The sequence below is a fragment of the Streptomyces sp. NPDC001717 genome (assembly GCF_042892775.1).
GTDB lineage: Bacteria > Actinomycetota > Actinomycetes > Streptomycetales > Streptomycetaceae > Streptomyces.
Genome location: NZ_JBIAUK010000003.1, coordinates 40256 through 66191, shown reverse-complemented (window position 1 = coordinate 66191; position 25936 = coordinate 40256). Strand labels below are relative to the sequence as shown.

The 25936-nt window shown below is 73.5% G+C and carries 25 protein-coding genes; 11 read left to right on the top strand and 14 right to left on the bottom strand.

Going from position 1 to position 25936, the window contains the following annotated elements:
• Positions 1-32: 32 nt before the first annotated feature.
• Positions 33-1037: a Gfo/Idh/MocA family oxidoreductase gene (locus tag ACFYZL_RS07660; RefSeq protein ID WP_384750107.1), complete on the top strand. Its 1005-nt coding sequence runs from the start codon at positions 33-35 to the stop codon at positions 1035-1037.
• A 21-nt stretch (positions 1038-1058) separates the two neighbouring features.
• Here ACFYZL_RS07660 and ACFYZL_RS07655 read toward each other — a convergent pair whose 3' ends face one another.
• Positions 1059-2267 (bottom strand): cytochrome P450, encoded by a 1209-nt coding sequence (locus ACFYZL_RS07655; RefSeq protein ID WP_388677031.1) that lies wholly within the window; start codon positions 2265-2267, stop codon positions 1059-1061.
• A gap of 54 nt (positions 2268-2321) precedes the next feature.
• Entirely contained in the window at positions 2322-3233 is a 912-nt protein-coding gene (locus ACFYZL_RS07650) for a DMT family transporter (RefSeq protein WP_388677028.1), read from the bottom strand.
• Positions 3234-3364: 131 nt separating this feature from the next.
• Between ACFYZL_RS07650 and ACFYZL_RS07645 the strand changes: the two genes are divergently transcribed.
• On the top strand, positions 3365-3733 hold the full coding sequence (locus ACFYZL_RS07645; protein WP_384750114.1) for a hypothetical protein: 369 nt from the start codon (positions 3365-3367) through the stop codon (positions 3731-3733).
• 28 nt (positions 3734-3761) lie between these two features.
• Here the strand turns inward: ACFYZL_RS07645 and ACFYZL_RS07640 are convergent, their stop codons facing one another.
• The 3 genes from ACFYZL_RS07640 to ACFYZL_RS07630 are packed head-to-tail and all read right to left on the bottom strand — an operon-like array spanning position 3762 to position 6097.
• Positions 3762-4379: a dihydrofolate reductase family protein gene (locus ACFYZL_RS07640; RefSeq protein WP_384750116.1), complete on the bottom strand. Its 618-nt coding sequence runs from the start codon at positions 4377-4379 to the stop codon at positions 3762-3764.
• A gap of 39 nt (positions 4380-4418) precedes the next feature.
• Entirely contained in the window at positions 4419-5096 is a 678-nt protein-coding gene (locus ACFYZL_RS07635) for a phosphohydrolase (RefSeq protein ID WP_384750119.1), read from the bottom strand.
• Complete coding sequence (locus ACFYZL_RS07630) at positions 5093-6097, bottom strand: ArsR/SmtB family transcription factor (protein ID WP_384750121.1); 1005 nt, start codon at positions 6095-6097, stop codon at positions 5093-5095. The genes ACFYZL_RS07635 and ACFYZL_RS07630 overlap by 4 nt, the downstream gene beginning before the upstream one ends.
• A 377-nt stretch (positions 6098-6474) precedes the next feature.
• Here ACFYZL_RS07630 and ACFYZL_RS07625 point away from each other — a divergent pair, with 377 nt between their 5' ends.
• Entirely contained in the window at positions 6475-7674 is a 1200-nt protein-coding gene (locus ACFYZL_RS07625; RefSeq protein WP_388677594.1) for an MFS transporter, read from the top strand.
• A 57-nt stretch (positions 7675-7731) separates the two neighbouring features.
• On the top strand, positions 7732-8466 hold the full coding sequence (locus tag ACFYZL_RS07620; RefSeq protein WP_388677023.1) for an SDR family oxidoreductase: 735 nt from the start codon (positions 7732-7734) through the stop codon (positions 8464-8466).
• 10 nt (positions 8467-8476) lie between these two features.
• Here the strand turns inward: ACFYZL_RS07620 and ACFYZL_RS07615 are convergent, their stop codons facing one another.
• The 3 genes from ACFYZL_RS07615 to allB form a co-directional block, all read right to left on the bottom strand.
• Positions 8477-8938, bottom strand: coding sequence for a pyridoxamine 5'-phosphate oxidase family protein (locus tag ACFYZL_RS07615; protein WP_388677020.1), 462 nt, complete (start codon positions 8936-8938; stop codon positions 8477-8479).
• Between the two features lie 177 nt (positions 8939-9115).
• Entirely contained in the window at positions 9116-10234 is a 1119-nt protein-coding gene (alc, locus tag ACFYZL_RS07610; protein WP_384578177.1) for an allantoicase, read from the bottom strand.
• A 2-nt stretch (positions 10235-10236) separates the two neighbouring features.
• Positions 10237-11571, bottom strand: a complete 1335-nt coding sequence (gene allB, locus ACFYZL_RS07605) for an allantoinase AllB (protein ID WP_384756489.1) — start codon at positions 11569-11571, stop codon at positions 10237-10239.
• Positions 11572-11907: 336 nt separating this feature from the next.
• On the opposite strand from allB, the gene ACFYZL_RS07600 reads away from it, so the two are divergent.
• A complete protein-coding gene (locus tag ACFYZL_RS07600; protein WP_384756461.1) occupies positions 11908-12711 on the top strand; it encodes an IclR family transcriptional regulator in 804 nt (267 codons plus the stop codon).
• Between the two features lie 91 nt (positions 12712-12802).
• Here ACFYZL_RS07600 and ACFYZL_RS07595 read toward each other — a convergent pair whose 3' ends face one another.
• Entirely contained in the window at positions 12803-13495 is a 693-nt protein-coding gene (locus ACFYZL_RS07595) for an ABC transporter ATP-binding protein (RefSeq protein WP_384756463.1), read from the bottom strand.
• Positions 13492-14580, bottom strand: coding sequence for an ABC transporter permease (locus ACFYZL_RS07590; RefSeq protein ID WP_388677015.1), 1089 nt, complete (start codon positions 14578-14580; stop codon positions 13492-13494). Before ACFYZL_RS07590 ends, ACFYZL_RS07595 begins: the two co-directional genes overlap by 4 nt.
• Positions 14581-14714: 134 nt before the next feature.
• Between ACFYZL_RS07590 and ACFYZL_RS07585 the strand changes: the two genes are divergently transcribed.
• The 3 genes from ACFYZL_RS07585 (at position 14715) to ACFYZL_RS07575 (ending at position 17253) form a co-directional block, all read left to right on the top strand.
• Positions 14715-15974 carry a sensor histidine kinase gene (locus ACFYZL_RS07585; protein ID WP_388677012.1) on the top strand — a complete coding sequence of 420 codons (1260 nt, stop codon included), beginning with the start codon at positions 14715-14717 and terminating at the stop codon, positions 15972-15974.
• Positions 15971-16600 carry a response regulator gene (locus tag ACFYZL_RS07580; protein WP_384578182.1) on the top strand — a complete coding sequence of 210 codons (630 nt, stop codon included), beginning with the start codon at positions 15971-15973 and terminating at the stop codon, positions 16598-16600. Before ACFYZL_RS07585 ends, ACFYZL_RS07580 begins: the two co-directional genes overlap by 4 nt.
• Before the next feature lie 173 nt (positions 16601-16773).
• The gene (locus ACFYZL_RS07575; RefSeq protein WP_384756475.1) at positions 16774-17253 is read left to right on the top strand and encodes a hypothetical protein; all 480 of its coding nucleotides are present in this window, start codon (positions 16774-16776) and stop codon (positions 17251-17253) included.
• A gap of 3 nt (positions 17254-17256) precedes the next feature.
• Here the strand turns inward: ACFYZL_RS07575 and ACFYZL_RS07570 are convergent, their stop codons facing one another.
• On the bottom strand, positions 17257-18741 hold the full coding sequence (locus tag ACFYZL_RS07570) for a PLP-dependent aminotransferase family protein (RefSeq protein WP_384756477.1): 1485 nt from the start codon (positions 18739-18741) through the stop codon (positions 17257-17259).
• Between the two features lie 88 nt (positions 18742-18829).
• On the opposite strand from ACFYZL_RS07570, the gene ACFYZL_RS07565 reads away from it, so the two are divergent.
• From ACFYZL_RS07565 to aceB, 3 genes are all read left to right on the top strand, one after another.
• Positions 18830-19033, top strand: a complete 204-nt coding sequence (locus tag ACFYZL_RS07565; protein WP_384756480.1) for a hypothetical protein — start codon at positions 18830-18832, stop codon at positions 19031-19033.
• Positions 18976-19611: an NTP transferase domain-containing protein gene (locus ACFYZL_RS07560; protein WP_384756483.1), complete on the top strand. Its 636-nt coding sequence runs from the start codon at positions 18976-18978 to the stop codon at positions 19609-19611. Before ACFYZL_RS07565 ends, ACFYZL_RS07560 begins: the two co-directional genes overlap by 58 nt.
• A gap of 251 nt (positions 19612-19862) precedes the next feature.
• Complete coding sequence (gene aceB, locus ACFYZL_RS07555; RefSeq protein WP_384756486.1) at positions 19863-21482, top strand: malate synthase A; 1620 nt, start codon at positions 19863-19865, stop codon at positions 21480-21482.
• A 76-nt stretch (positions 21483-21558) separates the two neighbouring features.
• On the opposite strand, the gene ACFYZL_RS07550 is transcribed toward aceB, so the two are convergent.
• From ACFYZL_RS07550 to ACFYZL_RS07540, 3 genes are read right to left on the bottom strand one after another with little or no spacing between them, the layout of a single operon-like run.
• Positions 21559-23148, bottom strand: a complete 1590-nt coding sequence (locus ACFYZL_RS07550) for a protein kinase (RefSeq protein WP_384756689.1) — start codon at positions 23146-23148, stop codon at positions 21559-21561.
• Positions 23145-23957, bottom strand: coding sequence for a hypothetical protein (locus ACFYZL_RS07545; protein ID WP_384756692.1), 813 nt, complete (start codon positions 23955-23957; stop codon positions 23145-23147). Before ACFYZL_RS07545 ends, ACFYZL_RS07550 begins: the two co-directional genes overlap by 4 nt.
• Before the next feature lie 24 nt (positions 23958-23981).
• Positions 23982-25718, bottom strand: a complete 1737-nt coding sequence (locus ACFYZL_RS07540) for an Hsp70 family protein (protein ID WP_384756694.1) — start codon at positions 25716-25718, stop codon at positions 23982-23984.
• Between the last annotated feature and the right edge of the window lie 218 nt (positions 25719-25936).

Below are 25936 nucleotides of genomic sequence, written 5' to 3'. Positions count from 1 at the left end.
ACAGGTCCCCCGTACGGGGTCACGTTGAGTGCATGCGCATCGGGCTCATCGGGACGGGCCGGATCGGGTCCTTCCACGCGGCGGCACTGGCCCGCCACCCGGAGGCGGGCTCGCTCCTGCTCGCCGACGCCGATCCCGCGCGGGCGGCGCGCCTCGCCGACCGTCTCGGGGCCACCGCAGCGCCCTCCGTGGAGCAGGTCTTCACCTGGGGCGTGGACGCGGTGGTGGTGGCCTCCGCGACCGACGCGCACGCGGACCTCGTCGTACGGGCGGTGCGCGGCGGCCTGCCCGTGTTCTGCGAGAAGCCGCTGGCCCCGGACCTGGCCCGGACCCTGGCGGCGCTGCGCGAGGTGGCGGCCTCGGGCGGCGTGCTCCAGGTGGGGTTCATGCGCCGCTTCGACGCGGGCTACCGCACGGCGCGGGAGCTGGTGCGTTCGGGGGCGCTGGGCCGGCTGCACACCGTACGGACGATGACGGCCGATCCCGCGCCGCCGAGCGCCGAGTACCTGGCGACCTCGGGCGGGCTGTACCGGGACTGCCTCGTGCACGACTTCGACATGGTGCGCTGGGTGACCGGGCACGAGGTGACCGAGGTGTACGCGGTCGGCTCGGACGCGGGGCCGCCGAGGTTCCGGGAGACCGGGGACGTCGACACGGCGGCGGCCGTCCTCACCCTCGACGACGGGACCCTCGTCACCGCGACCGGCACCCGGTGCAACGGCGCGGGCTACGACGTGCGGATGGAGCTGGCCGGGGAGCTGGACCAGGTCTCCGCCGGGCTGGACGACCGTACGCCGATCGCCTCGACGGAACCGCACGGTCCGCCCCCGGCGAGCAAGCCGTGGACGGGTTTCCTGGAGCGGTTCGCCCCGGCGTACGAGGCGGAGCTGGCGGCCTTCGTGCACCTGGTGCGGGGCGAGGGCGCCAACGCGTGCGACGGCCGGGAGGCGCTCGCCGCGCTGCGGGTGGCGGAGGCGTGCGAACGCTCGCGACGGGAGGGGCGCCGGGTGCGGATGGAGGAGCTCCCGGACCTGTGAGCGGGTGACCATTCCGTACGCCTACCAGCGCACCGGGAGCCTGGTCACGCCCCGCATCAGACTGCCCCGCTGCCAGGCCGGCGGTCCGCCTGCCGGGTCCTCCTCCAGGTCCGGGAAGCGCTCCAGCAGGCCGCGGAGCGCGATGCGGCCCTCCATCCGGGCCAGCGGGGCGCCGATGCAGAAGTGCGGGCCGTGCCCGAAGGCCAGGTGGCCCTGCGGGGCGCGGCGGATGTCGAACACGTCGGGCCCCGGGTCCTGGTACTTGCCCGGGTCGCGGTCCGCGGAGGCGAGCGAGACGACGACGGTGGCCCCCGCCGGGATGACGGCGGAGCCGAGGTCGACGTCCTCGCGGGCGTAGCGGTAGGTGGCGTTCTGGACGGGGCCCTCGTAGCGGAGCATCTCCTCGACGGCGCCGTCGAGGAGCCCGTCGGGGTCGGCGCGCACGTCGGCCAGCTGGTCGGGGTGGGCGAGCAGGGCGCGCACGCCGTTGCCGATCAGGTTCACGGTGGTCTCGTGGCCCGCGACGAGCAACAGGAAGGCCATGCCGATCACCTCGTCGGGCGAGAGCGCCCCTTCTCCGTCCTCCCCCTCCTCCCGGGTGCGGATGAGGGCGCTGAGCAGGTCCTCGCCGGGATCCTTCGCCTTGGCGGCGACGAGGTCCGCGAGGTAGCCGCTCAGCTGCCGGTGGGCGGCGCCATCGGGGCTGCCGTCGCCCGGGGAGACGATCTCGCGGGACCAGGAGCTGAAGCGGTAGCGGTCCAGGTCGGGGACGCCGAGCAGCTCGCAGATCACGGTCATCGGCAGCGGGAAGGCGAGGGCCTTCACGAGGTCCGCGGTGCGCTCGCGGCGGGCGGCCATCGCGTCGAGGAGTTCGTCGGTGATCTGCCGGACCCGGGGGCGCAGGGCCTCGACCCGGCGGGTGGTGAACTCGCGGGCGACCAGGCGGCGCAGTCGGGTGTGCCGGGGCGGGTCGGATTCGAGCATGTTCGCGTTGCTCGCGGCGGCGAGGGTGTCCGGGAAGTGGCCGGATTCGCGCCAGTCCTTCGCCAGGCCGGGGTGGTTCAGTGCCTGGCGGGCCTCGGCGTGGCCGACGACGAGATAGGTGGGGTCGTACTCGGGGGCCTGGGCGGTGACCCGGTGGACCGGTCCCGTCGCGCGTAATCGTGCGTAGAACGAGTGGGGGTCGGCGGAGAAGTCCGCGGCGTTCGCGCTGATGTCCACGACTGGCATTGGCCCACAGTACGGTGGCCGTTCGCCCCTGGACCCGGCGTTTTCGGCCACTCCTCAGGAGGCGGCGCGCCGCCCCCAGGCGGTGCCGGCGAGGACGAGGGCCGCGCCCGCGAAGCCGAGCGGGGCGAGGTGTTCGCCGCCGATGGCGATGCCGGAGGCGGCCGCCCACAGGGGCTCGGTGCCCAGCAGCAGGCTGACGCGGGAGGGCGAGGTGCGGCGTACGGCCCACATCTGCACGAAGAAGGCGAAGAGCGTGCAGAAGAGGGAGAGGAAGGCCAGCCCGGCCCATTCGGCCGCCCCGAAACCGGCGGCGGCGGCCCAGGGGCTCTCCCCCGTCCCGGGCACGGCCGCCAGCAGGGCGAACACGAGGACGGCCCCGCCGAGCTGCACGGTGGTCAGCGACAGCGAGTCCGCGTCCTGCACGGCCGGGATCCGGGCCATGAGCAGCACGTGCAGGGTCCGGGCGAGGGCGGCGCCGAGGATGAGCAGGTCGCCGAGGCCGGGCGCGGTGAACCCGGCGCCCTGCGTCAGCAGCAGGACCCCGGCGATCGAGACCCCGGCGGCCCCGAGGAACCCGAGGGAGGGCCTGCGCCGCCGCACGGCGGCCTCGGCCAGCGGCGTGAAGATCATGGTCAGGCTGATGATCAGCCCGGCGTTGGTCGCGGACGTGTGGACGACCCCGTACGTCTCCAGCAGGAAGATCCCGCCGAGCACGAGGCCCAGTCCGGCGGCGCCGCGCAGCTGCGCGGGGCTCAGCGCCCGCAGTCGGGCCCACCCGGCGACGACCAGGACGGGCAGTACGAGCGCGAACCGGAGCACGAGCACGGCGATCACGGTGTGGGCGGTGGTGATGCCCTTGGCGGCGAGGTAGCTCCCGCCCCACACGACGGCGACGGCCAGCACGGGCAGGTCGGCGAGCCAGGCCCGGCGGGGGGCGGTGGCGAGGGCGGGCGAGATCACGGTCATCGAAGCTCTCCAACGACGCTCGGGAAGTGGAGACTTCGGCGGCTCGCACGGTGCGGGGTCACCGTACCGGAGGCGATCATGCCGATCCACCGATTTCCCTACCTGTCAGACCGGCCCCGTAGCATCGCGGCATGGCCGACCTCTACGCCCTGGACCTGGCGTTCGACCTGCTCGAATCCACCCCGGAGCCCGTGCTCTCGGAGCTCCGCCGACAGCTCGCGCCCGACGGGATCCTCTCCTCGCGCGGCCCGGCCGCGCGGATCGGAGGCATGCTCGTGGGCGAGTTCGCCCCGGCCTCCGGCCCCGGCTGGGCCCTGACCAGCCGCCAGGAGGTGGCCGAGGAGGAGCTCCCCGCCCTGGAGGACCTCCTGCTGGTCCTCGCCCCGCACATCCGTCGGCCGGGCCCGGTGGGCCGGATCCGGCACCACGGGCACGAGTCCCCGGACCTCCTCGTCCTGCGCGAGGGCCGCGTGGTCCAGGTGGCCCTGGACCCCCGCTGACCCGAGGGCCCGCCGAACCCGTCGCGGGTCAGTCCTCGAACGTCCCGAAGGCGGCGCGCCCGGTGGGCCGGTACGTCTGGATGGCGGTCCCGCTCGACGTGGTCCTGGACCCGGTCAGCTCGAAGGCGGTCGGCAGCCCGCCGGTGGGGAACAGCCGCCGGCCGCCGCCCAGGAAGACCGGGAAGACCAGCAGGTTCAGCTCGTCGACGAGGTCCCGCGCCAGCAGCCACTGCGCGAGCTGCCCGCTGCCGTGCACCTGGAGTTCCCCGTCGAGGGCGTCCTTGACCCGGACGATCTCGCTCTGGAGCTGCTCCCCGTCGAGCACGGTGACCGGGCCCCACTCCGGCTCCTCGAGCGTCGTGGAAGCCACGTACTTGGGCAGCCGGTTCAGCTTGCCCGCGACGGGGTCGGCCGGGTCGTCGTGCTGCGGCCAGTAGCCGGCGAAGATCTCGTACGTCCGGCGCCCGAGCAGGAACGCCCCGGTCCGGCCGAAGACCTCGGTGATGAACTCCCCCATCCCCTCGTCGGCGAACGGCACGAGCCACCCGCCGTACTCGAACCCGCCGCTGCGGTCCTCGTCGGGTCCGCCGGGGGCCTGCATCACCCCGTCGAGGGTCAGGAAGGTCGTCAGGGTCAGCTTGCCCATGGCTCTGCGCTCCTTGCTCGTTCGTCGCCGTGCACCGGCCTACACCGGTTCAGACTCCCGCCCGCCCGCTCCCCCATCGCTCCGCCACGCGGGCGGGGCACCCGCACGCCGTGCCTCCGTGGGCCCGTGAACCGCGAACGACGACTGGAAGGCGAGGCGCTCGTCGGCCCCGTCGCCGATGGCGGTGAGGAGTGCGTCGAGCGCGATGAACTCCTCCCAGACCTCCCGGCCGCTCGCCCCGGCCAGGGCGGTGACGACGCGGTCCTCCAGGTCGGGGACCCGCTTGTTCTTCCAGATCTTGTCGGCCAGGCTCACCAGCAAGTCCTCCAGGCCGACGCCGGGTTCGGTCCACGACGCGTGGGTGGCGGCGAAGCGGGCCCGGGCCGGGCCGACGCCGTGGCGGAGCAGCAGGTCCCGCCCGGCCGGCTCGTGCTCCGAACCGGGGCCCGAGAGTTCGGCCACGTGGACGGTCTTGCCGATGTCGTGCGTCGCCGCGCCGAAGAGGACCGCTTCGCGGTCGAAGGCCGCCGCGGGGCAGTGGTGTGCGACCCAGTCGACCAGCCGGTGCGCGACGTCGTGGACGGCGCGCAGGTGCGCCGCCAGCCGTGGTGGGGCCTCCAGGAGGGACAGGAGATCCGCCACGTCGTCCGGCAGGGGCAGCAGTTCGGGGTCGGCAATGCCGTACAGGGCTCTGTCGAGGGGTGTGGTGGCGGTCATCGCGCCAGGGTAGTGGCGGCTGCCGGGTCGAGGAGTCGGTCGCCGAGGGGCGTGCGGCGGTAGAGGACGAGGCGGGCGTCGCGGGTTCGCGTCACCAGGCCGGTGCGGTGCAGTACGGCCAGGTGCTGGGAGACCGCGCTGGGGGTGACCCGGAGGCGGCGGGCGAGCTCGACGGTGGGCAGGGGGTCGTCGAGGAGGGCCAGGAGGGCGGCCTTGGGGGCGCCGATGAGTTTGTGCAGGGCCTTGGCGTCGGGCGGGGCCGGGTCGGACCACAGGGTCGCCACGCCCCGGCTGGGGTAGGCCAGGCCGGGCGGCTGGTCGGCGGTGACGGGCGGGGCGGGCTTGTGGGCGAAGACGGAGGGGACCAGCAGCAGTCCGCGGCCGGCGGCCGGGATGTGGAAGTCGCCGAGGACGTCGTCGACGCGCAGGATCCCGCCGTCCCAGCGGAGATTGGGGTGCATGTCGGCGAAGAGCCGGCGCGCGCCGCCGACGGCCAGCTGCCGGGCCCGGTAGGTCATGTCGGCTTCGAGCACGAGCCGCATCGCGGGCCAGGCCGGCTGGAGCGCGAGCGTCCAGTACCGGTGCAGCAGTTCGCAGATGGAGTCGCGCAGGGCGTCGACGTCCCGGTCGTCGTCGGCGAGCGCGGGGAGCAGGGGCGCGGGGAGCGGGTCCGGGTGGTGCGCGTCGAGCAGGTCGCGGCGGACGACGGCGGCCGGGGTGCGGCGCACGACGGCCAGCTCCTCGGCGAAGGTCGCGGAGAACCGCTCGGGGCGGGGGGTCAGGAAGTCGGGCGTCGTGCGGTGTCGTGCGACGAGCGAGGCGAGCAGTGCCGTGTCCGGCATGCCGCCGATCCGGGGAACGGTGGCCCTGCGCCAAGGGGCGTGGATCGTGGACAGTCCCGGCTCTCGGAGCACGCGCAGGCTCAGCACGGTGTCCATGAGCGGGGACAGGGCGAAGCGGGTGTCCGCGAGGTCGTCGGCGTCGAGCCCGAAGCTGATCATTAAGCCCGAGGCTACATCCATTGGCCGGCCCGGCCGGGTGCACTGGACTACCGGGCATGACGCAGAAACCACCCACCGCGGGCACCCCTGCCCCGTACCGGGGCCGGCGCGGGGGGCACACTCCCCCCACGGGCCCGGCCGCCCCACCACCCCGGACCGCCCCGGCAGCGGTCCCGCCGACCCCGGCCACGCCGACGGCCCGCGCGCGGGCGGTGCACACGGCGCAGACACCCCCGGCCGCCCGGGCGGCGCACGCGGCCGGGGCCGCCCGGGCGGGCGGGCCGGTGGGGCAGGCGCCGCCCGCGGAGCGGACCGCAGAAGCCGGAGCGGCGGTTCACGCGGAGCCGGGAGCCGATCGCCTCGATCGGCGGTTGACCGTGATCCTCGCGCTGACCTGTGCCGTCGCCGTCGGGAACATCTACTTCCCGCAGGCCGTCGCCCCGTTGGTCGCCGCCGGGCTCGGGACCTCGCCCGGCCGGGCGGCCGGCATCGTCACCGCCACCCAGGTCGGCTACACCCTCGGCATCTTCCTGCTCGTCCCCCTCGGCGACCGGCTCCCGTACCGCCGCCTCCTCGTCACCCTCCTCGCGGCCAGTGGCGCGGCCCTGCTGGCCGCCGCCCTCGCCCGCGACCTGACCCAACTCCTCGCCGCCGGCGTCCTCGTCGGGGTCACCACCACGGCCGCCCAACTGATCGGCCCGATGACCGTCGGCCTGGTCGCGGAACGGCGGCGCGGGGCCGTGATGGGGACCCTGCTCAGCGGATCCATCGGCGGCATGCTCCTGGCCCGCACCTTCGGCGGTGCGCTCGGCGAACGGTTCGGGTGGCGGGCCCCGTACTGGGTGGCCGGGCTCGTGGTGCTGTGCCTCGCCGTCGTACTGGCCCGCGCGCTGCCGGCGACCGGCGTCTCCCCCGCGCCCCGGGTGCCGCTGCGGGCGCTGCCCCTGCGGCCCCTGCGGCTGCTGTGCGCGGAGCCCGAGCTGCGCCGCTCCGGCTGGTACCAGGCCTCCCTGTTCGCGGGGTTCTCCGCCATGTGGGTCTGTCTGGCACTGCTCCTCACCGGCCCGGTCTACGGCTACGGCCCGCAGGCCCTGGGGCTCGTCGCGCTGACCGGAGTCGTCACCATGGCGTGCACCCCGATCGCCGGCCGCTTCGTGGACCGGCTCGGCCCCGACCGGGTCAACCTGGTCTGCTTCCTCGCCACCCTCGCCGCCGCGGGCGTCCTCGCCCTCGGCGCCCGGGGCGGCACCACGGGTCTCGTCGCGCTCGTCCTCGGCACGCTGGTGCTGGACACCGCCATGCAGTGCGGCATGGTCGCCAACCAGGCCCGCTTCTACGCCCTGCGGGGCGACTCCCGCAGCGCGCTCAACACCGCGTACATGACCTGCGGTTACCTCGGCGGCAGCGCCGGGTCCTGGCTCGGCCTGCAGGTCCACCGGCACGCCGGCTGGCCGGGGGTCTGCGTGTTCCTGGCGCTGCTGACGCTTCCCGTCGTCGACTCCGCCCGCCGCGTGCGCGCCGCGAAACGCGAGGTCGGATTCATGCCGGCGGCCCGGACCTCACGGAGATTTCATTGAACTCGCAACCAATCAGCGGGATCGACAGGATCGACAGGATCGACGAGAGGAAACACCGTGAACGGCAACGCAGTGGCCCTGGTGACCGGAGGAAGCCGCGGGATCGGGGCCGCGAGTGCCCTGAAGCTCGCCGAGGACGGGGGCGACGTCGCGATCACGTACGTCAACGACGCCCGGGCGGCGGCCGAAGTCGTCGGGAAGGTCGAGGCGCTGGGGCGGCGCGCGGTCGCCGTACGGGCCGACGCCGCGGACCCGGCGGCCGCCGCCCTGGCGGTGGAGCGGACCGTCCGGGAGCTCGGGCGGCTGGACGTACTCGTCAACAACGCGGGCATCGGCGTGCTCGGACCGCTGGACTCCCTCGGCGCGGACGACGTGGACCGGGTGCTCGCCGTCAACGTGCGCGGGGTGTTCCTGACCGCGCAGGCGGCGGCCGGGCACATGGGGCCCGGCGGGCGGATCATCACCATCGGCACCTGCATGACCCAGCGGGTGCCCGGTCCCGGCGGCACGCTCTACGCGATGAGCAAGTCGGCGCTGATCGGGCTGACCAAGGCCCTCGCACGGGAGTTGGGCGAGCGCGGCATCACCGCGAACATCGTCCACCCGGGGCCGGTGGACACCGACATGAACCCGGCGGACGGCCCGTACGCCGGCGCTCAGACGGCGTTGACCGCCGTGGGGCGCTTCGGAACCGCGCGGGAGGTGGCCGAGATGGTGGGCTTCCTCGCGGGTTCGCAGGCCGCCTTCGTGACGGGCGCGGAGTTCTCCGTCGACGGCGGGCACGCCGCGTAGCCACCGGCGGTCAGGGCAGCCAGCGGCCGCCCGTCATCAGGTCGCGGCCGGCGATCTCGTTCGCCTCGCGCCAGGCCTGGATCCACTCCGGCACGATCCGGAAATAGGGGTAGGGGACGGCGAAGGCGCCGGGGTCGAAGCCGGTGTGGGCCGCGAAGGCCTCCTGTTCGCCGGGGGCGAGGTCCGTCACGTCCAGCGTGGTCGCGGCGCCCTCGACGAGGACCACGTCGCGGGTGAGGCCGAAGGCGAGGCGCACCCTGCCGTTCGCGGTGAGGTTGCGGCCGGTGGGGACGGTGGCGCGGGTCGACAGCAGGAAGGTCTCGCCGTCCCACCGGAAGGAGAGGGGGACGAGGCAGGGGACGCCGTCGGCGTCGGCGGTGGCGACCCAGACGTCGTTGTCGTTGTCGAAGCGCGCGAGGGTGTCCTTGCGGCGGGTCTCGCGTGCGCGCGGCGCTTCGGGGACCTCGGTCATGTGCGTGCCCTCCCGTTGACGTGGGGGCCCGCGGGCCGGGCCGCCGGGGCCCATCCTGCCCCACCCGTAACGGAGTTCACATGAAAATGCGCCGGAGGGACGCACCGCGAGCGGTGCGCCCCTCCGGGTCGTGCGCGCCCCGGGGGTGTCGGCCCCCGGGGCTGGACGTGGGTGGCGTCAGCCGCCCAGCTCCTGGTGACGGGCGGCCAGCGAGGCCGCGCCGTTCTCCGTCAGCGAGCCGAAGAGGCGCAGGCGGGAGAAACCGCCGTCCGGGAAGATGTCGATCCGGACGTGCGTGCCGACCGCCGGGGCGTCCAGCACGAAGCGGTGGTTGGTGTCGGGCTGCAGGCGGGTGCGCGGCAGGAACTCGGTCCACTCGCCCTCCTCGCCCGTCTTGACGGACAGCGAGGCCCAGCCGGCCGAGTTGCCCTTCAGGTACGCGGTGTCGATCTCGACGGCGCGGATCTCGGACTCGGTGACGAGCTGGTAGCGGATCCAGTCGTTGCCGTTGTCACGACGACGCGCGGTCTCCCAGCCGTCGTCCATCTTGCGGGAGCGACCCGGGTTGATGGTGTTGGTCGGCGGGGAGTAGAAGCGGTTGGAGGCGTCCTGGACGGAGCCGCCGTTCTCCAGCGCCACCACGTCGAAGGAGCCGAGCGCCGCGAGCCACTTCGGGTCCGGCAGGACCTCGCCGTAGACGCGCAGGCGGGCGATGCCGCCGTCGGGGTGCTGGTTGACGCGCAGGTGCGTGAAGCGCTGCTCGGCGGCGACCTCGAAGCCGTTGGCCGCGTGGCCGCCGACCGGGGTGCGCTCGACCAGGGTCGTCCACTTCACGTCGTCGCCCAGGAGCTCCTCCGGGGTCGGCGCCAGGGCGCCCTCCCAGTTGGTGCCCTCGATGGAGACGGCCTGCGGCATGTTGCCGCGGAAGTGGGCGGTGTCGACGACGATGCCGCGGATCACGCCGGGGGCGCCCAGGCGAACCAGCGCCCAGTCGTGGTCCTCGGGGGTCGGCCAGGGCTGGGTGGCGGAGACGCCACGGCGGCGGCGGGTCTCCCAGCCGTCCATGACCTTGCCCTTGTGGCCGAAGTCCTCGGGGTCGAAGTGCGCGGCCTCGGAGATCAGCAGGTTCTCGCGCTGGGCGAAGAACTCGTCGTTGGCGGCGATGACACCGGCGCCCAGCTCACGGGCGGCGAGGTTCGCGTACTGGGTGAACGGGAAGTCCGCGGTGCGGTAGTCCGCGTACGGGTCGCCGCCTCCGTACGGGTTCGCGTTACCGGTGAAGGAAGGAATCGCCACTGTCAGTTCTGCCTTTCGAGGAGGAGGCCCGTGGGCTCGGTCGGAGTGCCGTGGTCGGCGATCTGGGTGCCGCGCAGCCAGGTGGACTTGACGACGCCGTGCAGGGTCTTGCCCGCGTACGCCGTCACCTGGTTGCGGTGGTGGAGCTCGGCCGGGTCCACGGTGAACGTTTCTTCGGGGGCCACGACGGCGAAGTCGGCGTCGCGGCCGACCTCGATCGCGCCCTTCTGCGCCAGCCCAGCGAGGGCGGCCGGGGCGGCGGACATCCAGCGGACGACGTCCTCGAGGGTGCGTCCGCGCTTGCGCGCCTCGGTCCAGATCGCGGGGAGGCCCAGCTGGAGGGAGGAGATGCCGCCCCACGCGGTGGCGAAGTCGCCGGTCTTGAGGTCCGCGGTGGAGGGCGAGTGGTCGGAGACGATGCAGTCGATCGTGCCGTCGGCGAGCGCGTCCCACAGGACGTCCTGGTTCGCGGCCTCGCGGATGGGCGGGCAGCACTTGAACTCGGTGGCGCCGTCCGGGACTTCCTCGGCGGTGAGGGTGAGGAAGTGCGGGCAGGACTCGACCGTGATCTGCACGCCCTCGGCCTTGGCCGCGGCGATCAGCGGCAGCGCGGAGGCGGAGGACAGGTGCAGGACGTGGACGCGGGCGTTCAGCCGCTTGGCCTGGTCGATCAGGTTCTGGATCGCGGTGTTCTCGGCGTCCTGGGGGCGGGAGGCCAGGAAGTCGGCGTACTTGGGGCCCGGGTTCTGCGGGGCGGACTCCAGGTGGTGCGGGTCCTCCGCGTGCACGATCAGCAGGCCGCCGAAGCCGGTGATCTCGGCGAGCGACGTGGCCAGCTGCTCCTGGTCCAGCAGCGGGAACTCGTCCACGCCGGAGGGCGACAGGAAGCACTTGAAGCCGTAGACGCCGGCGTCGTGCAGCGGCGCCAGGTCCTTGACGTTGTCCGGCAGGGCTCCGCCCCAGAAGCCGACGTCGATGTGCGCCTTGGTGCGGGCGACCTCCTGCTTGACGCGGAGGTTGTCGACCGTGGTGGTGGGCGGCAGGGAGTTGAGCGGCATGTCCAGGATCGTGGTGATGCCACCGGCCGCGGCGGCGCGGGTGGCCGTCCAGAAGCCTTCCCACTCGGTGCGGCCCGGGTCGTTCACGTGGACGTGGGTGTCGACCAGGCCGGGGAGCAGGACGTCGTCGCCGAAGTCCTCCAGCCGGGCTCCGGCCGGTACCTCGGCGTCGTGCGGCAGCACGGCCGTGATCTTCCCGCCGGCGACGGCCACCGAGGCGGCGCGCGTCCCCTCGGGGGTGATGACGCGCGTCGAGCGCAGTACCAGTTCCACAGCCACGTCGGACACCGGAACCTCCCCATCTACTTCCACAGAGCGAAATTCAACGTTCTGTTGACGGAGTCTGCGGGGCGATGGGGAACCAGTCAAGAGCGCCCGGAGGGACCACTGACACACCAGCACCCGCAATTGGATGTTTCCACAGGATGGAATTAAGATTTCGCTATACAGAATGTAGCTACCACCACCGGGAGTCGGGCAGGTAACTTCGCGAGGACGTCCGCCCCCGGACATACCGCCTCTGACCGGCGGAGACGGCATCGCCCCTGGTCTAGGGCCGACGCCGACTGACCGGTAGGCTGCTTCCTTGCCTGCCAGCACCGAAAGGACCGCGCCGTGCCGACGTCCAGCGCCAGCACCACCGACGCTTCCGCCAAGACCACCGCCGCCGGCGGTGGCGTCCAGTCCCTCGAGCGCGCCTTCGATCTGCTCGAACGCATGGCCGACGCAGGGGGCGAAGTCGGTCTCAGCGAGCTCTCCGCCGCCAGCGGACTGCCGCTGCCGACGATCCACCGTCTCATGCGCACCCTCGTGGCGTGTGGCTACGTCCGCCAGCAGCCCAACCGACGTTACTCCCTCGGGCCGCGTCTGATCCGCCTCGGCGAGTCCGCGTCGCGCCTGCTGGGCACCTGGGCCCGCCCCTACCTGGCGCGCCTGGTCGAGGAGACCGGCGAGACGGCCAACATGGCGCTGCTCGACGGGGACGAGATCGTCTACGTCGCCCAGGTGCCGTCCAAGCACTCGATGCGCATGTTCACCGAGGTCGGCCGCCGGGTGCTGCCGCACTCCACCGGCGTGGGCAAGGCGCTCCTCGCCTACACCCCCGCCGACGAGGTGCGGGCCCTGCTGGCGCGCACCGGGATGCCGGCCGCGACCGAGAAGACCATCACCACGCCCGAGGGCTTCCTGGAGGCCCTGGAGCAGGTCCGCAACGTCGGCTACGCGGTCGACGACAACGAGCAGGAGATAGGAGTCCGCTGCCTCGCGGTCTCCGTGCCGAACTCGCCGACCGCCGCGGCGATCTCCATCTCGGGTCCCGCGGGGCGCGTCACGGAGGCCGTCGCCGAGTCGTTCGTGCCGATCCTGCAGGGCGTGGCCGAGGAGCTCTCGGTCGCCCTCGCGAACCAGAACCCCGCGTAGCGGCCGGTTCCGTACGCACGAAGGCCCCGGCTCCCCCGCTTCGAGGGGGGCCGGGGCCTTCGCGTGCCCGCTCGGGGCGCCGGGAGGCGCCTCAGGCGGCCGGTACCGGCTCGGCACCCCGGGTCAGGCGGCCGTCCGTCATGGTCGCCGTGCGGTCCATCCGGTCCAGGTGCGCGTGGTCGTGCGTGACCAGCACGGTGGCCGTGGAACGCTCCCGGGTCAGGGTGACCAGCAGGTCGAGGACGGCCGCGCCGCGCTCGTGGTCCAGGGCGCTGGTCGGCTCGTCGACCAGCAGCACGGCCGGCTCGTTCATCAGGGCGCGGGCGATGTTGATCCGCTGGCGCTGGCCGCCGGAGAGCTGGTGGGGGCGCTTGTCGGCCTTGTCGGCCAGCCCCACCGCGTCCAGCAGCTCCAGCGCGCGACGGCGCGCGGCGCGGGTGGGACCGCCCGAGAGGTGGGTCATCACCTGGAGCTGTTCGGCCGCGGTGAGCGAGGCGAGCAGGTTCGGCTGCTGGAAGACGATGCCGATCTTCTCCCGGCGCAGTGCCGCCTTCTCGGCCGGGCCGAGCCCGGTGATGTCCGTACCGGCGACCACGACCCGACCGGAGTCGGGGGTGACCAGGGTGGCGGCCACCGCGAGCAGGCTGGACTTGCCGGAGCCGGAGGGCCCGATGACCGCGGTCAGGGTGCCCGGGGGGACCTCCAGGCCCACCGAGTCGAGGGCGGTGAGCCTGCCGTCGCCGTCGGGGTAGGTGAGCGTGACGTCGTGGACGAGGAGGGTCATCGGGCGCTCCCGAGGGCGGTCAGCGGGTCTACGGCGGTGATCCGCCGGATGGAGAGGGCGGCGCCGAGCGCACCGAGCACGATCATGATCGCGGCGGGGACCAGCACGGTGGCGGCGTCGAGGACGAAGGGCACGTCCCCGCCGCTGATCAGGGCGCCGAAGCCGGCGGCGAGGGCGGTGCCCAGCCCGGTGCCGACGGCGAGCATGACCACGGCCTGTCCGAGGGCGTCCTTCAACAGGTAGGGCGTGGAGGCACCCAGTGCCTTCAGGACGGCGATGTCGCCGCTGCGCTGGATCGTCCACACCGTGAAGAAGGCTCCTATGACGAGCGCGGAGATCGCGAAGAGGAAGCCGCGCATCAGCTGGAGCGAGCCGTTCTCGGAGGTGTACGAGCCGATGGCGCTCAGCGCCTCGTCCACGGTCATGGCCTTGGTCCCGGCCGCCTTGTCCGCGGCGGCGAGGTCCGTGCTCCCGTCCGCGGTGACGGCGACGACGGTGGCGACGGGGGTGGTGGAGGTGCCGGGGTTCCCGATGCGCTGCCAGTCGGCCAGGTCCGCCCACACGACCGGGGTGTGGCTGAAGGCGGCGGTGCCGGAAACCCCTGTCACGGTCAGTTCCAGCGGGCCGATCCTGAGCTTGGCGCCCGCGGCGAGTCCGCCGAGTTCCTTCGCGGCCTTCTCGGTGAGGACCACCTGCCCCTGGGTGGGCCGGGCGCCGCTCGGGGCGAGCCGGCCCGCCGGGTCCACGCCGAAGACGGAGACGCCGGCGGTGCGGTCGCCCGCGACGGCGTTGGTGGTGCGGATGCCGAGCGGCTCCGCGGAGCTCACCCCGGGCTGCTTCCGCCAGGCCTCCCAGGCGCTCTCGGGCACCTGGGAGTTGGTGAACGACACCTTCTGGTCCCCGGAGGGCGCGGCGAAGGCCAGCCGGCCGGCGGGCAGACCCGTGATGGCCGAGATGTTCTCCCGGGCCAGGCCGGAGGTGAGCCCGGACAACAGGCCGACCAGCAGCGTGATCAGCAACACGACCGAGCCCATGAGGGCGAAGCGGCCCTTGGCGAACCGTAGATCTCTCCATGCGACGAACATGTCCCCCACCTTGGTCTTCCGGGTGGGCCCGGGGCATCGCGCCACGGGAGCGTTCCCGGGATCGAAGGACGCACTCGGACATCAAACTTTCGGTTGACCGGGGGCGCCGACGCCCGCTTTAGGCTGGTAGGCCCATGGCTGTTCTGAATCCCCCCGCACCCCGCCCCCTCACCCCCGTCTCCCGCGTCCTGCGGCTGTGCCTGCACGCGCTGCTCCTCGGGCTGCTCGCGCTGGCCGCCGGGCGCGCCGTCGCCGACTCGACGCCTCGGGCCGGCTGGGTGATCGCCGTCTGCGTGCTGCTGGCCGCCGTGTACGCGGCCGGCGTACGGGCCCCCTCGGTGCACCGTTCGCCGCGGGCGGCGGCGGTGTGGCTGGCCGCGCTGGCCGCCGTCTGGGCCGCCCTGCTCGTGGTCTCGCCCGACGGGCTGTGGATCGCCTTCCCGCTGTACTTCCTGGAGCTGCACCTGCTGCCGCTGCGCTGGGGCGTCACGGCCGTCGCGGTGACCGCCTGCGCGGCCATCGGCGGCTTCCTCGGGCACAGCGGCGCGGTGACCCCCGGGGCCTTCCTGGGGCCGCTGCTGGGCGGCGCGGTGGCGGTGGCGACCGTACTGGGCTACCAGGCGCTGTACCGGGAGAGCGAGCGACGCCGGGAACTGATCGAGGAGCTCATCGCGACCCGGGCCGAGCTGGCCGCGGCCGAGCGGGGCGCCGGGATCATGGCCGAGCGGGAGCGGCTCGCCCGGGAGATCCACGACACCCTCGCGCAGGGCCTGTCCTCCATCCAGCTGCTGCTGCGGGCGGCGGAGCGGGCCCTGTCCGAGGGTTCGGCGGCCGTCCCCGCGGCCGCCGAGGACGGGGCCGAGGTCACCGGTGGGCAGGCGGCCGCACTGGCGCACATCGCCCGGGCGCGGGAGGCCGCGCAGGAGAACCTCGCCGAGGCGCGGCGCTTCGTACGGGCCCTGACCCCGCCGGACCTGGAGCACGGGTCGCTCGCCGCGGCGCTGGAACGGCTGTGCGCGGGGGCGCCGGGGCCCCGGGTGCGGTTCTCGCTGAGCGGCAGCCCGCGCGAGCTGCCGACCCCGTACGAGGTGGCCCTGCTGAGGATCGCCCAGTCGGCACTGGCCAACGTGGTGCGGCACGCGCGCGCGGACCGCGCCGAGATCACGCTGACCTTCATGGACGCCTCGGTCACCCTGGACATCGTCGACGACGGGCAGGGCTTCGACGCCTCCTGTGCCGCCTCGGGATCGGGCTCGGGCGACGGGGGCTTCGGACTGCCCGCGATGCGCTCGCGCGCCGAGACGCTGGGCGGGCTGTTCACCGTGGAATCCGATCCGGGCCAGGGCACCGCCGTGGCCGTCACCCTGCCCCTGCCCCTGGAGGCGTCCCGATGACGATCCGGCTGCTGCTCGCCGACGACCACCCGGTGGTCCGGGCCGGGCTGCGCGCGGTACTGGACACCGAACCGGACTTCGCGGTGGTCGCCGAGGCCTCGACCGCCGAGCGGGCCGTGGAACTGGCGGCCGCCGAGCCGGTGGACGTGGTCCTCATGGACCTCCAGTTCGGGCCCGGCATGCACGGCTCCGCGGCGACGGCCCTGATCACGGCCCGCCCGGGTGCCCCGCGGGTCCTGGTGCTGACCACGTACGACACGGACGCGGACATCCTGGCCGCGGTGGAGGCGGGAGCCTCGGGCTACCTGCTCAAGGACGCCCCGCCGGAGGAGCTGGCGGCGGCGGTCCGCACGGCCGCGGCGGGGCAGTCGGCGCTGGCCCCGGCGGTGGCGCTGCGGCTGATGGACCGGATGCGGACGCCGGCGGAGGCGCTGACGAAGCGGGAGCTGGAGGTGTTGCAGCTGGTCGCGGACGGGCTGTCGAACCAGCAGATCTCGAAGAAGCTGTTCCTGAGCCAGGCCACGGTCAAGTCCCACCTGGTGCACATCTACGCCAAGCTCGGCGTGGACTCCCGCACCTCGGCCGTGGCCGCCGCCGCGACCCGCCGCCTGATCCGCACGCCGTAGCCGCTGCCGGGGCCGCCGCGCGGAGCCCTTTCCCACCCCGCCCCTTCCCACACCGGGGGCCGGCCCCAGTACGGATAGGCCGGTCTGCAGGCGGGTGCGGGCCGCTGGGCAGCGCCAGGATTCGAGGTGTTCGAAGCACACCCCGGAACAGCGGCAGGAAAGCGACGGTACCGATGTCCGCCACACCCACGCCCACGCGTCACCGGCTCACAGGCACTCCCCCGGCGCCGATCCGCACCGCCTACGCGCTCTGGCTCACGGCCGTGGCCGCCGGGGCCTTCGAGACCGTGCTCGCGATCGGCCGGATGGTGGCCGACGGGACCGCCTCCGCCGGGGAGATCGGCGTGGGCCTGGCCGTCCGGCTCACCGTCTTCACCGCCGCCGTGCTGATCGCGCGGCGGATGCGGGGCGGCGCCCGTTGGGCCCGGATCACCCTCGCGCTCGGTCTCGGGGTCCTCGGTACGGCCTCGATGGTCATGCAGCCGCTCGGCTACCTCGCCGACGGCGGTTCACTGTCGGCGGCGCTGTCGCAGGCGGGCGCCCTCGACGGGGTGTTCGGCGCGAGCCGGGCCGTGCACGTGGGGGCGGTGCTCGCCGCCGTGGCCCTGATGTTCCGCCCGGCGGCGAACGCGTACTTCCGGCCCCGTACCTGAGCGCTACGCCACCCAGTGCGGCCGTTCCACCGCCGGGGCCAGGGGGACCCCGTCGTGGAAGGCGGTCGCGAGGCGGCGCACTCCCTCGTCCAGGAGGTCCGCCGGGAGGGTGTACGGGATGCGGAGCCGGTGTTCGAAGGTGCCCGGGTCCACGCCGAAGCGGGCGCCCCGGCCGATGTGGACGCCGGCCGCCGCGGCCCGCTCGGCCAGGGAGGAGCTGACCGGTTCCCCGAGGTCCACCCACAGGGAGAGGCCGCCCGGCGGGAGCTGCCAGGACCACTCGGGGGTGTGCCGCTGGAGGGAGCCTACGAGCGCGTCGCGCCGCGTGCGCAGCTCCGCCAGGCGCGCGGGCAGGGACCGGTCGAGGCCGGCCATCAGCGGGAGCGCGACCAACTGGTCGAGGACCGAGCCGGTCATGTCCGCCGATACCCGCACGGCCGTCAGCTCGGTGATCATCTTGGCGGTGGCCCGGATCCAGCCGACCCGCAGGCCACCCCAGTGGGTCTTGCTCAGCGAGCCGATGGTGATCACGTGGTCGGCGCCGCCGCGCGGGGCGAGCGAGGCCAACGGCGGGGGCGCGGGGACGTCGAGCGCGATGTCGGCGATGGTCTCGTCGACCACCAGCCAGGTCCCGGTGGACCGGGTCGCCGCGAGCAGCCGCAGCCGCTGCTCCGGCGGCATGAGGTTGCCCGTCGGGTTCTGGAAGTCGGGGATCGCGTAGGCGAGCCGCGGCACGGTCTGACGCAGGGTGGACTCGGCGATCTCCATGTCCCAGCCCGCGTCGGAGACGGCTATGGAGCCGGTGCGCACCCGTGCGTGGCGCAGGGCGTCGAGGGCGTTGGCGTAGGTCGGGTTCTCGGTGACGACCCGGTCGCCGGGCCGGCACAGGAGGCTCACGACCAGCGCGAAGGCCTGCTGCGCCCCGGCCGTGACCAGGATCTGCTCGGGCCGCGTGGGCAGCCCGCGCCGGGTGAACCGGTCGGCGACGGCGGCCCGCAGGTCGGGCAGGCCGTAGGGGTGGTAGCCGGGGCTGCGGGCGAGCCGGGACAGCCTCGGCGCGGCCCAGGCGAAGGCCTCGGCGAGGCTGCCCTCGGGGGCGCCCATGGCGGCGATGGCGAGGTCCACGCCGGAGTCGCCGTCGGCGCGCGCGCCCGTCCCGACGATCGCGGGGGATCCGACGGGGAGGTGGCCGTCGGGGAGTTCGGTCCAGGTGCCGGCGCCGCGCCGGCTGCGTACGTAGCCGCTCTCGCGCAGCAGGTCGTAGGCACCGGTGACGGTGGCCCGGCTGGCGCCGACGGCCTCGGCGAGCTCGCGTTCGGCGGGCAGCCGCACGTGCAGGGCGATGCGCCCGTCGAGGATCAGGGTGCGGATCGCGTCGGCGAGCGACCGGTAGCCGGGGCGGGCCAGGACCTCGGCGGGGAGCAGGGCCGCGAGCTGGCGGCTGCCGATCGTCCTGTCCGCTGTGTGGACGACTCGCCCGTTTGCCATGCCAACCTCCCCTGATTGGCTCTGCCGACCAGGCCAATCGAGGACCAGACTCGCCGTATTGGCCCCCGATTGGCAAGGAGAAGCCCCGATGCTGACCGACCGTGACGAACGCGCCCTGCTGGCCCGTGCCGAGAACCGGATCTCCGAACCGCTGCGCGTCGGCGCCGCGCTGGCCTCCGTACTGGGTGTCCTGAAGCGGCGCCGGGCTTCGCCCCAGGGGCGAGAATCGGAGACATGCAGGCCGACACCGTCACAGACTCCGACTCCGCTGCCCACGCCGGTCTCCCGGTGATCGCGGGGCTGCTCCTGGCGGCCGGCGGCGGCCGGCGCCTCGGCGGCCGCCCCAAGGCGCTGCTCCCCTACCGCGGCCGCCCGCTGGTCGAGAACGCCGTACGGGTGCTGCGCGAGGCGGGCTGCGGCCCGGTGCACGTGGTGCTGGGCGCCTCGGCCGCCGAGGTCCGCGAGCGCGCCGACCTGGCCGGCTGCACGGTCGTGGACAACCCGGACTGGGCGGAGGGGATGGGCTCCTCCCTGCGGGCCGGCCTGGCCTCGCTGGCAGGTACGGGCGCGAGCGCGGCCCTGGTCTCGCTGGTGGACCAGCCCGGGATCGGTCCGGCCGCCGCCGCCCGGGTCCGGGAGGCGTACCGCTCTCCGGCGAGCCTGGCCGCCGCGGCGTACGACGGGGAGCGCGGCCATCCCGTGCTCTTCGGCGCGGATCGCTGGGCGGACATCGCGGCGACGGCGACGGGCGACAAGGGCGCGCGGGTGCACCTCGCGCGACATTCCGGGGAGCTCGTCCTCGTCGAGTGCGCGGACGTGGCCGAGGCCTTCGACATCGACACGCCGCCCGACCTGGCCCGTCTCTCCTGAGCACGGTGTGACGGAGATGGCACTGAGGGCCACGAGGAAGTGGAATCTGTCGACTCAGAGAATCTCGACATCAACAAACCATTGAACTTCCACCATGAGGAAATTACTATCCACTGGTCAGAAGCGCCCTGAACCACATTCGGCGCCCGCGACCGTATGCCGGAACTCTCCACACCCGACGACACTGCGTGCCGTCCAGCGCGAGCATTCCCCCGCGGCCGCCAGGCACCGCCGCTGAAGGAGTGACAGATATGTCCGCACCAGCGCCGTCCCCGCTGGCCATCGTCGATGCCGAGCCCCTGCCCCGGCAGGACGAGGTCCTGACCGAGGCGGCTCTCGCCTTCGTGGCGGAGCTCCACCGGCGGTTCGCCCCCCGCCGCGCCGAGCTCCTGGCCCGCCGCGCCGAGCGTCGTGCCGAGATCGCCCGGACCTCCACCCTCGACTTCCTCCCGGACACCGCACAGGTCCGCGAGGGAGACTGGAAGGTCGCCCCGGCCCCGGCCGCGCTGAACGACCGCCGTGTGGAGATCACCGGTCCGACCGACCGCAAGATGACCATCAACGCCCTCAACTCGGGCGCCAAGGTCTGGCTCGCCGACTTCGAGGACGCCTCGGCCCCCACCTGGGAGAACGTCGTCCTCGGCCAGCTCAACCTGATCGACGCCTACGAGCGCCGCATCGACTTCACCGACGCCCGCACCGGCAAGGCCTACGCCCTCAAGCCCGCCGCCGAGCTGGCGACCGTCGTGATGCGCCCGCGCGGCTGGCACCTCCAGGAGCGCCACCTCCAGTTCGAAGGCGCCCCGGCCTCCGGCTCGCTGGTCGACTTCGGCCTCTACTTCTTCCACAACGCGCAGCGCCTGATCGACCTCGGCAAGGGCCCGTACTTCTACCTGCCGAAGACGGAGTCGCACCTGGAGGCGCGCCTCTGGAACGAGATCTTCGTCTTCGCCCAGGACTACGTCGGCATCCCGCAGGGCACCGTCCGCGCGACCGTCCTCATCGAGACGATCACCGCCGCGTACGAGATGGAGGAGATCCTCTACGAGCTGCGCGACCACGCGGCGGGCCTGAACGCCGGGCGCTGGGACTACCTCTTCTCCATCGTCAAGAACTTCCGCGACGGCGGCGAGAAGTTCGTCCTGCCGGACCGCAACGCGGTGACGATGACCGCCCCGTTCATGCGGGCGTACACCGAGCTGCTGGTCCGCACCTGCCACAAGCGCGGCGCGCACGCCATCGGCGGCATGGCGGCCTTCATCCCGTCCCGCAAGGACGCCGAGATCAACAAGATCGCCTTCGCCAAGGTCAAGGCCGACAAGGACCGCGAGGCGGGCGACGGCTTCGACGGCTCCTGGGTCGCCCACCCGGACCTGGTCCCGATCGCGATGGCCTCCTTCGACGCGGTGCTCGGCGAGAAGCCGAACCAGAAGGACCGTCTGCGCGAGGACGTCTCGGTGGCCCCGGGCGAGCTCATCGCCATCGACTCCCTGGACGCGAAGCCCACCTACGACGGCCTGCGCAACGCGGTCCAGGTCGGCATCCGCTACATCGAAGCCTGGCTGCGCGGCCTCGGCGCCGTCGGCATCTTCGGCCTGATGGAGGACGCCGCCACCGCGGAGATCTCGCGCTCGCAGATCTGGCAGTGGATCAACGCCGGTGTCGTCTTCGAGAACGGCGAGACGGCCACGGCCGACCTGACCCGCAAGATCGCGACCGAGGAACTGGCCGCCATCCGCACCGAGGTCGGCGAGGACGCCTTCACCTCCGGCAAGTGGCAGCAGGCCCACGACCTCTTCCTCCAGGTCTCCCTGGACGCCGACTACGCGGACTTCCTGACCCTCCCCGCGTACGACCAGCTCGCCGGCTGACCCTCGCACAGCAGCCGCGCGTGAACGGCTCCGCCCCCGCCGCCCTCCGGCGCGGGGGCGGAGCCGTGTCCGCGGGTCAGCGCTTGCGCTTCGCGCGCAACCTGGCGTTGGCGATCAGCGCCCGCACGTACTCCGGTGGTCGCTGGGTGGGCACCCAGCCCCGGTCGAGCGCCGCCTCCAGGGGTTCGAGCAGGGTGAAGGCCTCCCCCGCGTCGTCGCCCTCCAGCAGGATGGCACCCAGCAGAAGGCGGCTCTCCAGGGTCTCCGGAGCCTCCGGCCCGAGCAGGTCCGTCCGCCCGGCGATCACGTCCCACAGCAGCGGGACCGCCTCGGGGCCGCGGCCGCAGGCCGACAGGCAGAGCGCGAGCTCGTGGGCCGCCCGCTGGTACTCCGGGGAGTAGCTCCCGTGGGTGTCCAGGCGCGCCTCGACGATCCGCGTCAGCGGTACCACCGCCTCCGGGAACCGCCCCAGGTATCCCAGCCGCCTCGCCCAGGCCCACAGCGAGAGGATCGCCTCGTCGTTGTACGGGCCCAGCACCGCGACCCGCTGCTCGGCGAGTTCCTCGCTGAGCGCCAGCGCCTCGGTCAGGTCCCCCAGGGTCCACAGGCAGTCGGCCTCCACCCTGCGGGCGCGCAGGGTCGCGTCCGCGTGCGGACCGTTCACCAGGGTCCTGCGGCGCACCACCTCCCGGCACGCGGCGAGCCCCGCCTCGGGCCGGTTGGAGAGCCAGATGTGCTCCGCGTCGCGCAGCATCCTGTCGGTCTCCGCGTCGTGGGCGGCGAGCCGCTGCCTGGCCCGCACCGGGCCCCAGGCCTCCAGGGGCGGCACGTCCAGCACGACGGCGGCGAGTTCGGCGGAGGCGGGCCGGTCCCCGGGGCGCTTCTCCAGCAGCGCGGACACCAGCAGGTCCAGGGCGGCCGGCAGATCGGGGCGCAGGACCGACAGCCGCTCGGGCCGGTGTTGCAGGTGGGCCAGGCGGTAGGCCTCCCTGGAGTCGTGGGTGCCGAAGGGGCGCTCCCCCGTGAGCAGTTCGTACGCCAGGCATCCGAAGGCGTAGAGGTCGCCCTGGAAGGTGACCGTGCCGCCGGTCCACTGCTCCGGGGGCATGTAGGGGGCGCTGCCGAGGATCTGGCCGGGGGCGGTGAGCTGGGTGACCAGTTCGTTCCCGACGAGTTTGGCGATGCCGAAGTCGCAGACCTTGACGTGGCCGTCGTCGGTCAGCATGACGTTCGAGGGTTTGATGTCCCGGTGCACGACGTCGGCGGTGTGCACGTCGACGATGCCCTGGACGATCCCGCGCAGGACGGACACGGCCCAGCCCCGGGTCCGGTCGGCGACGAATCGCTGCGCGAGTTCCCTCTCCAGGCTGCGTCCCCGTACGTACTCCATGACGAGGTAGTCGACTCCGGCGTCCGAACCGGAGCCGAGCAGGCGCACGGTGTAGCGGCTGACGACGCGCTCGGCGGTGCGCGCCTCGCGCCGGAAGCGGGCGCGCGCCTCCGGCGAGTCCAGGGTCTGGCCGAGGAGGGTCTTCACGGCGACGGTGGCACCGTCGGAGAGGTCGGAGGCCTGCCAGACCTCGCCCATGCCGCCCCGCCCGAGCAGCCGTTCCAGTCGGTAGCGGCCGTCGAGGACGCTCCCGTCCAGGGCGCGGTCGGAGGTCATACGCGGCCGATCGCGGTGTGGACGAGGGGCAGGACGTGCGGGGTGCGGCCGACGACGTGGTAGGCGGGGGCGACGCACAGGGTGAGCGGTTCGCGTTCGTCGGCCCTGGGCCAGAGCTCGTGCAGGCCGGTGTCCAGGTGCCGGCCCAGGCGCAGTTCGAAGTTCCATCGGTGGACCCCGCCGAGTTCGGCGATCCGCGCGCGCAGTTCCGCGGCGTTCGTGTGCAGGTCCGTGACCGGGCCGAGTTTCCCCTCGGCTCCCAGCACCCGGGCGGCGGTGTGGTGCCAGTCCGCCTCGGCGGCGGGGTGCTCGCCGAAGACGGTGCGGAACATCGCGGCGGTCAGCCGCACGTGGGTCTCCCACCGCTCGTGCCGGTCGTACAGCTCGTCCGTCCCCGCCTCCACGGCGTCCGCGCAGCGGCCGACGATCCGGCCGCGCAGCGCGGCGTACTCCCGGGCCGTCTCGTTGTGGGCGCTCTCCAGTTCGGTGGTCCGGTCGGCCCGCAGCCCGTGCACCACCTCGTAGAGCTTGTCGAGCCGGTCACGGCGGTCCTCCCCCTCGGTGCGCAGGGCGCCGATCTCGGCCCGCAGCGACTCGACCTCCGCCCGCAGCACCCGTACCTCCTGGAACACCTTCCACGGCAGGAACCCCCGGCGGGGATCGTCCTGCTGCTCCTCGGCGCGCCCCGGTGGGCCGGCCGGGGGCAGCCGTGCGGGCACGGGCGGCAGCGCGGACGGCGTGGGAGGACTGCCGGCGGACCACGCACCCGGTGCGGCGGGCAGTCCTCGGTCCGGTTCCGATCGCTCCATCTGGCGTTCCTCTTCTCGTACTGCCTACTCGGGTACTCCGACGAACTCGACGACGGTGTCGCGGCGTGCCTGGGTGCGGGGGTTGACCACGGCCACGCCGATCTCCGTGCCGCCGAAGGTGAAGTACAGGTCCACCGCGCGCTGCTCCACCGCGCGGTGGAGCGACTCCGAGAGATCGACGACGACCGAGCCGAGGAGCCGGGCCCCGGGCGTCTTGACGGTGAGGTCGCTCACCTGCGGTACGGCGTACAGGGCGACGCGCAGTTCGCGCTGGTCGCTGCTGAGCGGGGCGAGGGAGTAGGTGAGTTCGCTCCCGACCTGTACCGAGTCCCCCATGAGGACGAGGGGGTCGAGGACCCCGTCGCGGTAGGCGCCCTTGCCCTTGACCTTGGTGATGGTCAGCTCGCGCAGGGCGCCTGACTCCCGCAGCACGCCGCCGAACTTGCGGCGCGCGGAGATCTCGACGGCGTACGTGTTGGCCGCCCGTCGGGAGTGCACGACCTCGGGGCGGCACGCGTAGTGCACGGCCCCGCCGAGCACCGCCCGGGACGGGTTGGGCGGGATCATGAGCTGGACCCCGCCCGGGAACTCCTTCTCGATGTGCTGGCCGAGCCGGCTCTGGACGTAGGGCGACTGGGCGAACCCGCCGACCAGGACCACGCGCAGCCCGTCGGCGGCGACGGCGGGATCGGCGAGCAGCTTGTGGATCTCGGTGCTCACCAGTTGGACCAGCGGGTCGATCGTGCCCTGGAAGAGGCCCCGCATGACGTCCGGCTCGATGACGATGTGGTCGTCGACCCCCTGCTGCTCCGCGGCGAGGCGTTCGGATCCGCCGTGCGGGTCGATGATCCGGCTGGCCTTGAGGGAGATGGGGATCCGTACCACGCTGTCGCCGTCGCCGCGGAAGGAGGTCTTGACCCGTTCGAAGGCGTCCATCAGCTCCAGGAGCTGGGCGGGGGCGGCCTCCAGGGCCTTGAACGCCTCCTGGCCGAGCCGTGGGGCGAGCACTTGGACCTGGAAGCGGCGGTTGATGTAGTTGGAGCCCAGCTTTCCGCCCTTCGGCGGGTGCAGCTGCTCCAGGGAGCCGTCGGTCCGGGAGCGGTAGGCGGCGATGTCCACCGTGCCGCCGCCGCAGTCGACGACCAGGGTGGCCAGCGAGCCGAGGCCGCCGATCCCGGCGGCGTCCTGGGCGCAGTAGACGGTCGCGGCCTCCGGCTCGGTCACCAGGAGCAGCCGGCCGCGGTCGTGCGCGGGGAAGCCGGCCTGGCCGGCGGCCTCGCGCATCAGGTTGCGTTCCTCGGGCTCCCAGATGGCGGGGACGGTCAGGCACCAGCGGATGTCCGACTCCAGGAACCCGCCGCCCGTCACGATCCGCTCCAGGGCCGCCTCACGCAGTCTGCGCAGGTAGGCGGCGATGAGCGGGACGGCCTGCTCGGGGGTGCCGACGAGTCCGTTGCCCGGGCTCCGGCCCGGCTCGCGGTCCTCGGTGCGCAGCCACATCTTGAAGCCGTGCTCCAGGCGTCCCGGCTCGCCGGCGGCGCCGGCGCGGCGGGCGGAGTACCCCCAGTGCCGGTCGGCTCCGTCGGGGTCGAGGAAGAGCGCGGAGAGGTTCTTCGGGTAGGTGACGGGAGCGTCGTCCCACTGGTCCGGATAGTCGATCTGACGCTCGCCGGGGATGTCCGCGCCGGCCGGGAGGACCGCCCAGGCGAATCCCGAGCCGTGCGTGCCGAAGTCGATGGCAGCGACAACCCTGTGGGTCATGTGCGGTGTCCCCCTCGCTCTCACCGGTGCCCGCGGCCGGGAGGGACGACATTGTTACACACCGACCCGACATGATCGGACGACTCGTCAGAAGGCCTGAAACGTACGGGACTTGATTCGGCCAGAGTGGCCGGAAGCACCGAACGACCGATCGGTCGTTACTCGTTCGTAACGTGCTTGTACCTAGCGGTAACAAGCGGGCCCGTGGCACCTTTCCG

Bases quoted from the DNA above. Each gene is read 5' to 3' on its own strand.
- ACFYZL_RS07660 (WP_384750107.1), top strand. From the start codon at position 33: ATGCGCATCGGGCTCATCGGGACGGGCCGGATCGGGTCCTTCCACGCG.
- ACFYZL_RS07655 (WP_388677031.1), bottom strand. From the start codon at position 2,267: ATGCCAGTCGTGGACATCAGCGCGAACGCCGCGGACTTCTCCGCCGAC.
- ACFYZL_RS07650 (WP_388677028.1), bottom strand. From the start codon at position 3,233: ATGACCGTGATCTCGCCCGCCCTCGCCACCGCCCCCCGCCGGGCCTGG.
- ACFYZL_RS07645 (WP_384750114.1), top strand. From the start codon at position 3,365: ATGGCCGACCTCTACGCCCTGGACCTGGCGTTCGACCTGCTCGAATCC.
- ACFYZL_RS07640 (WP_384750116.1), bottom strand. From the start codon at position 4,379: ATGGGCAAGCTGACCCTGACGACCTTCCTGACCCTCGACGGGGTGATG.
- ACFYZL_RS07635 (WP_384750119.1), bottom strand. From the start codon at position 5,096: ATGACCGCCACCACACCCCTCGACAGAGCCCTGTACGGCATTGCCGAC.
- ACFYZL_RS07630 (WP_384750121.1), bottom strand. From the start codon at position 6,097: ATGATCAGCTTCGGGCTCGACGCCGACGACCTCGCGGACACCCGCTTC.
- ACFYZL_RS07615 (WP_388677020.1), bottom strand. From the start codon at position 8,938: ATGACCGAGGTCCCCGAAGCGCCGCGCGCACGCGAGACCCGCCGCAAG.
- ACFYZL_RS07595 (WP_384756463.1), bottom strand. From the start codon at position 13,495: ATGACCCTCCTCGTCCACGACGTCACGCTCACCTACCCCGACGGCGAC.
- ACFYZL_RS07590 (WP_388677015.1), bottom strand. From the start codon at position 14,580: ATGTTCGTCGCATGGAGAGATCTACGGTTCGCCAAGGGCCGCTTCGCC.
- ACFYZL_RS07585 (WP_388677012.1), top strand. From the start codon at position 14,715: ATGGCTGTTCTGAATCCCCCCGCACCCCGCCCCCTCACCCCCGTCTCC.
- ACFYZL_RS07580 (WP_384578182.1), top strand. From the start codon at position 15,971: ATGACGATCCGGCTGCTGCTCGCCGACGACCACCCGGTGGTCCGGGCC.
- ACFYZL_RS07575 (WP_384756475.1), top strand. From the start codon at position 16,774: ATGTCCGCCACACCCACGCCCACGCGTCACCGGCTCACAGGCACTCCC.
- ACFYZL_RS07570 (WP_384756477.1), bottom strand. From the start codon at position 18,741: ATGGCAAACGGGCGAGTCGTCCACACAGCGGACAGGACGATCGGCAGC.
- ACFYZL_RS07565 (WP_384756480.1), top strand. From the start codon at position 18,830: ATGCTGACCGACCGTGACGAACGCGCCCTGCTGGCCCGTGCCGAGAAC.
- ACFYZL_RS07560 (WP_384756483.1), top strand. From the start codon at position 18,976: ATGCAGGCCGACACCGTCACAGACTCCGACTCCGCTGCCCACGCCGGT.
- aceB (WP_384756486.1), top strand. From the start codon at position 19,863: ATGTCCGCACCAGCGCCGTCCCCGCTGGCCATCGTCGATGCCGAGCCC.
- ACFYZL_RS07550 (WP_384756689.1), bottom strand. From the start codon at position 23,148: ATGACCTCCGACCGCGCCCTGGACGGGAGCGTCCTCGACGGCCGCTAC.
- ACFYZL_RS07545 (WP_384756692.1), bottom strand. From the start codon at position 23,957: ATGGAGCGATCGGAACCGGACCGAGGACTGCCCGCCGCACCGGGTGCG.
- ACFYZL_RS07540 (WP_384756694.1), bottom strand. From the start codon at position 25,718: ATGACCCACAGGGTTGTCGCTGCCATCGACTTCGGCACGCACGGCTCG.